We start from the raw sequence: 4,322 nt of genomic DNA, 5'->3' as shown, positions 1-4,322 counted from the left end.
CCGCAGCGGAGCCCGTGCAGCGTGCAGGCGTCCCGAAGCCCCCACATCCAGGCCCCGTCTGCTTCCGTCCACCCCTGCTCACCCGCCCGGCAGGACAGGAGGATCGCGGTGCGGACCGGGGCGCGGCGCCGCAGATCGTGCGGTATGACACGGCGGAGCTGGTCCAGCAGCGCGTTGCGGAACCGCCAGCCATCGGGCCGCGAGCTGTGCCAGCTGAACGACGCGCTGGCGACGAGCCGTTCATCCGGGCCAATCACTGCGAGGACGGTGGTCGACAGACGGGGCAGGTGCAGATCGCAGAGTCCGGTGACGATGGCGCGGGGATCACGTAGCAGGGGGATTCCGGCGGCGGCCCACTCGGAGGGTTCGAGTGTGCGCCCCAGCCGGGAAGTGTCGTCGGTCGCGGGGGGCGGAGCAAAGCCGAAGGTCACGTTTCTCCCTTCGTCCTGGAGCCGCTTCAATTCTCGCGGCCGCCCGGCGATGCGGCAATGAACCAGCGGTGCATCACGCGCCCTTCGTCGACCGTCTCCTTCTCTCTCTTCCCCCTGCGCGGCACCTCTCCCCGCGATCCCACTGCCGGCTTCGTCCCTCTGCTCACCTCCTCTCGCTCGTCTCCCCGCGCTCGTCGTCGTCCGAGCTTCCGCCGGGGCGGTCCGACCAGTGCCACTCAGCCCTGGACAGCGAGGACCAGCGGCAACACCTCCTCTGCACCGGCCTGACGGAGCAACCGGGCCGCGACGGCAAGCGTCCAGCCCGTCTCTGTGAAGTCGTCCACCAGCAGCACGGGCCCCGGCCCCGCCGCCACGGACTCGGCCACCTCGGGCGGGAGGACGAGCGCCCCGTGCAGCGCCCGCAGCCGCTGAGCACCGTTGCTGCGCGGGACGGCGGACGGGTGTATGCCGTCCGTGCAGGTGACAGCGCCGAGCAAGGGCATGCGCCCGATCTCCGCGACCCTTTCCGCGAGGGAGCGCACCAGCTGTGGCCGGGTGAAGGAGTCGATCACGACTACCCCTACCGGCCGGCTGAGGGCTCCTGGCTGGCCCGAAGCCCAGCCTCCCGGCCCCTTCGACCAGTCAGTGAGCACAGTGACCGCGCCGCTCAGCACCTCATCGGGCACCGGCCCGTCGGCGGCCTGCGCGGAGAGCAGTGGACGCAGCCTGTTCCCCCAGCCGATGTCCGAGAGCCTGCCCAGCGCCCGCCCTTCCGCGGCCTGGTGCTGCTCGGGAATGCGGCCCTTGAGGTCAAGGCCGACCGCGGGCAGCCCCGTGGGCCACATCCGGCGCGGCTCCACCTGTACCCCGGGGCGCCCCAGCTCGCCCCGTGCCAGAGCCACCATGTCCGCACTGGGCATGGCCGTGAACCGCTTGCCCGAGCAGTTGTCGCACCGCCCGCAGGGGGCCGCCCCCTCGTCGTCCAGCTCCCGTCGGAGAAGCTCCATCCGGCAGTCCGTGCTCTCCGCGTAGGCGAGCATGGCCCGCCGCTCGGCTTCACGCTGACGCTCCACCCAGGCGTAGCGGTCCGCGTCGTATGTCCACGGGGTGCCGGTGGCGGTCCAGCCGCCTTTGACGCGGTGTACCGCACCGTCGACGTCCAGGACTTTGAGCATCATCTCCAGCCGGGACCTGCGCAGCTCCACCCGAGGCTCCAGGGCGGGCAGGGAGAGCGGGCGGTCCGACGCGGAGAGCACATCGAGCGTCCGGCGCACCTGGTCCTCGGGCGGGAAGCCGAGAGAGGCGAAATACCGCCAGATCGCCTGGTCCTCGGAACCGGGCAGCAGCAGCACCTCCGCGTGCTCCACACCTCGGCCCGCCCGGCCCACCTGCTGGTAGTAGGAGATGGGGGAGGAGGGCGAGCCCAGGTGCACCACGAATCCGAGGTCGGGCTTGTCGAACCCCATGCCCAGGGCGGAGGTGGCGACCAGCGCCTTCACGCGGTTCGCCAGCAGATCGGCCTCTGCCGCCTCGCGCTCGGCGTTCTCCGTCCTGCCCGTGTAGGACATCACGGCGTGCCCGTGCTGCCGGAGGAAGGTCGTCACCTCCCCTGCGGCGGCGACCGTGAGGGTATAGATGATCCCGGAGCCGGGCAGTGAGTCCAGCTGCTCCGCGAGCCAGGCGAGGCGGTGCGCGGCGTCGGGCAGACGCAGCACGCTCAGACTGAGACTCTCCCGGTCCAGGGAACCGCGCAGCACCAGCGTTCCCGTCGGGGAGCCCTGCCCCGCGGTGCCGACCGCATCCTGCCCGGTGCCCAGCTGCTCGGCGACATCTGCGGTCACCCGCGCGTTGGCCGTAGCCGTGGTCGCGAGAACGGGCACCGTGGGCGGCAGCTCCGCGAGCATGGTGCGCAGCCGGCGGTAGTCGGGTCGGAAGTCATGCCCCCAGTCCGAGATGCAGTGCGCCTCGTCGACGACGAGGAGGCCGGTGGACGAAGTCAGCTTCGGCAGTACGTGGTCACGGAAATCGGGGTTGTTCAGCCGCTCGGGACTCACCAGGAGGACGTCGACTTCGCCGCCCGCCACTTCCGTCTCGATCGTGTCCCACTCCTCTGGATTGGCGGAGTTGATCGTGCGCGCGTGGATTCCTGCTCGCGAAGCGGCCTCCACTTGGTTGCGCATCAGGGCCAGCAGTGGGGAGACAATCACGGTGGGCCCCGACCCGCGGCGGCGGAGCAGCGCCGTCGCCACGAAGTACACGGCGGACTTGCCCCATCCGGTGCGCTGGACCACGAGGGCCCGGCGTCGATCGGCCACCAGCGCTTCGATCGCCCGCCACTGATCGGCGCGGAGCCGGGCCGCGCCTTGGTGATCGCCTACGAGGTCGGCCAGTACGGCGTCGGCCTCTCGGCGCAGCTCGTCTGTGTCGCTCATGGGTCCATGCAACCCGATGCGATGGCGCCGGGCGAAGCGATCTGTGGATAACTCCCGGTCAGTACGATTAGTAATACTATCGCGACTGCCTGTGGATAATGCCCCGCCACGTCGCCGTTGTTCGCGGCACCGTCGTGGCATGACTCAGCACAGCAGCGAGTCCGGCGGCACCGAGCCGGACTCCCCGCACGCACGCTTCCCGCACGTATATGACGGCGATGGGTCGCGACACCATGGCGACCCGGGGACCGGAAGCGGTCCGGCACCAGAGTGCAGGGGCCCTGTCGATGTCTCCCTGCGCAGCCCGGCCGAGCTCGCCGACGCCCTCCCGTATCTCCTCGGTTTCTATCCCGACGACTCCATCGTCGCGGTGTCCCTGCACGGTCAGCGCGGCAGGTTCGGCGGCAGGTTCAGGATCGGCATTCCGGAGTCCCCGGACGACTGGCCCGCCATGGCCTCCCAAGTGGCGGAGTGCCTGGACGTCAGTGCCACGTCACACGGCACCCGGCCCGACGGTGTCCTGATCTTCCTCTGCCAGGATCCCGGCCCGGACAGCACGGGAAGGGAGGTGAAGGACCGGCTCCAGCCTCTGGCCCAGCGGATTCGCCTGGCCTGTGGCGAGCTGGAAATGCCGGTGTACGAGGCGCTCTGCATCTCCGACGGCCGCTATTTCTCCTACTGCTGCCCGGACACGCGCTGCTGCGTCCCCGAAGGCAACCCGCTCGCCCAGCCGGGGACGTCGGCCATGGCTGCGGCAGCCGCATACGCGGGACTGCGTGTACACGGTTCGCTGCGCGAGATGGAACAACGGCTCGCCGCACTGGGACCACCGTTGGCTCATAAACAGGAGAAGGCCCTGGACTCCGTGGGCGCCGCCCTCGTCCCCCGAATGCTCACCCAGGAAGGACGCCTCACGGTGCGCGGTGAGACCCTCGCGCTCGCCGGACGGCTGATGAGCCGCTTCCACCAGACCCCGCCCCAGGGCAGCAGCAGCCCGATGGCCCAGGATGCCCAGGACGATGGGCTCCTCAGCCATAAGGAAGCCGCATCGATGATCCTCGGCCTCCAGGACCGCCGCACACGCGACCAGGCGGCTGAGTGGATGGAGGGGCTGGACATCGGCCCGGCGCTGCGCCTCTGGCGGGCTCTGGCCCGACGCTGCGTCGGGCCCTACGGGGCACATTCCGCAGCCCCGCTCACACTCGCGGGATGGGTCGCCTGGTCAGGGGAGGACGGTCCCACGGCGAGGGTGGCGCTGAGCATGGCACTGCGGGCCGACCCCGACTACGTGTTCGCGCAGCTGCTCCAGCAGGCATGCAACGAAGGGCTGGACCCCGAGCTGCTGCGCCGGTGCATGCGGCGCGGCCGGGAGACCGGGGACCACCCGTCGAGGGAGCACCCGGACCAGACACCGCACCCGGCAGAGACCGACGAGGAGTCGGGGGACCCTGGGCCCGCC

The 4,322-nt window shown here is 70.7% G+C and carries 3 protein-coding genes; 1 reads left to right on the top strand and 2 read right to left on the bottom strand.

Translation table 11 applies throughout. The features are described 5' to 3' along the window. Nucleotides 1-431, bottom strand: a 431-nt coding sequence (locus G5C65_RS32140; protein WP_165302573.1) for a hypothetical protein, incomplete at its 3' end; no start/stop codon positions are given. Between the two features lie 236 nt (nucleotides 432-667). Further along, the gene (locus G5C65_RS32135; RefSeq protein WP_165302572.1) at nucleotides 668-2,863 is read right to left on the bottom strand and encodes a RecQ family ATP-dependent DNA helicase; all 2,196 of its coding nucleotides are present in this window, start codon (nucleotides 2,861-2,863) and stop codon (nucleotides 668-670) included. Nucleotides 2,864-3,002: 139 nt separating this feature from the next. On the opposite strand from G5C65_RS32135, the gene G5C65_RS32130 reads away from it, so the two are divergent. Then, nucleotides 3,003-4,322: DUF4192 domain-containing protein (locus G5C65_RS32130; protein WP_165302571.1), on the top strand; the 1,320-nt coding region annotated here is incomplete at its 3' end.

Source organism: Streptomyces boncukensis (genome assembly GCF_011045075.1).
Classification (GTDB): Bacteria; Actinomycetota; Actinomycetes; order Streptomycetales; family Streptomycetaceae; genus Streptomyces; species Streptomyces boncukensis.
Note: the sequence above shows the minus strand (reverse complement) of the source record. Positions and strands in the feature narration are given on the sequence as shown.

Coding starts and splice junctions, on each gene's coding strand:
- G5C65_RS32135 (WP_165302572.1), bottom strand. CDS start 2,863: ATGAGCGACACAGACGAGCTGCGCCGAGAGGCCGACGCCGTACTGGCC.